At 74.2% G+C, this 1,502-nt stretch carries 2 protein-coding genes; both read right to left on the bottom strand.

Annotated features, from left to right (window positions below):
* Nucleotides 1-111: 111 nt before the first annotated feature.
* Nucleotides 112-591 (bottom strand): cyclic pyranopterin monophosphate synthase MoaC, encoded by a 480-nt coding sequence (gene moaC, locus HO151_RS02635; protein WP_173894511.1) that lies wholly within the window; start codon nt 589-591, stop codon nt 112-114.
* A gap of 76 nt (nt 592-667) precedes the next feature.
* Nucleotides 668-1,502 (bottom strand): gephyrin-like molybdotransferase Glp (gene glp, locus HO151_RS02630; protein WP_173894510.1); only part of this gene is annotated, 835 nt, incomplete at its 5' end.

Below are 1,502 nucleotides of genomic sequence, written 5' to 3'. Positions count from 1 at the left end.
CGGCCGGCGACCCGGCGAGGGCGATCGGCGGTCCGCCGAGGGCAGCCGACTGCCCGGCCAGGGCGGTCGGCGACCCGGCAGAGGCGGCCTGCGGTCCGGGCTGCGGGGTCGTCACGTGCGGCTCCAGTCGCCCGACTTGCCGCCCGTCTTCTCCTCCACGCGCACGTCCGTGATCACCGCCCCCTTGTCGACCGCCTTGACCATGTCGATCACGGTCAGGGCCGCCACGGTGACCGCGGTGAGGGCCTCCATCTCGACGCCCGTGCGGTCGGTGGTCCGCACGGTGGCCAGGATCTCGACGGCGTCGTCCGCGACCGCCAGGTCGAGCTCGACACCCGACACCGACAACGGGTGGCAGAGCGGAATCAGATCCGGTGTGCGTTTGGCGCCCATGATGCCCGCGATGCGCGCGGTGGCCAGGGCGTCGCCCTTGGGCACCCCCTCGCCGCGCAGCAGCTCGATCACACGGGGCGAGACGAGGACGCGACCGCTCGCGCGCGCGGTGCGTGCGGTCACGTCCTTCTCGGACACGTCGACCATGCGGGCGGCACCCGCCTCGTCGATGTGGGTCAGTCGGTCCTGCGTACTCATGCTGTGGCGGCGCTCCCGGTCGTGCCTGTCGTGCGCGACACGGTACTCCCCCACCCCCGGGCCGGGGGCCCTCGGCCTACCGGCCGAGGCGGACCACGTCCACCTCGGTGCCGGGCTCCAGGGACTCGACGGCCTCCGGGACGACGATCAGCGCGTCCGCGTGCGCGAGGGCCGCGACGAGGTGGGACCCGGCGCCGCCGACGGGCGTCACCTCCCCGTCCTCGTACCGGCCGCGCAGGAACTGACGCCGGCCGGCGGGTGAGGTGAGGGCCTTCTCCGTACGCAGCGTCGCCCGGCCGGTGGGCCGGTGGACGTCCGCCACGCCCATCAACGTGCGGATCGCGGGGCGCACGAACAGCTCGAAGGACACGTACGAGGAGACGGGGTTGCCCGGGAGGGCGAGCAGCGGGGTGTGGTCGGGGCCGATGGAGCCGAAGCCCTGCGGCTTGCCGGGCTGCATGGCGAGCTTGCGGAACTCGATGCCGCCGCCCGCCTCGTCCTCGTCGCCGACCGAGGAGAGCGCCTCCTTGACGACGTCGTACGCGCCGACGCTGACGCCGCCCGTGGTGACCAGGAGGTCGGCGCGGATGAGCTGGTCCTCGATGGTGGCGCGGAGCGTCTCGGCGTCGTCGGTGACCGCGCCCACCCGGTAGGCGATCGCCCCGGCGTCGCGGGCCGCGGCGCACAGCGCGAAGCTGTTGGAGTCGTAGATCTGACCGCTCTCCAACGTGCCGTCGGGCTGGACCAGTTCGCTGCCGGTGGACATGACCACCACGCGCGGGCGCGGCCGTACGCGGACGGTCCCGCGGCCGATCGCGGCGAGCAGGCCGATCTGCGGCGGGCCGAGGACGGTGCCCGCGGACAGGGCCCGGTCGCCAGCCTTCACGTCGCTGCCCATCGCGCGCACATGC

It is taken from the genome of Streptomyces sp. 8P21H-1, from assembly GCF_013302945.1.
The sequence above is the reverse complement of the archived record's forward strand: the minus strand, read 5'-3'. Positions and strand labels throughout refer to the sequence as shown.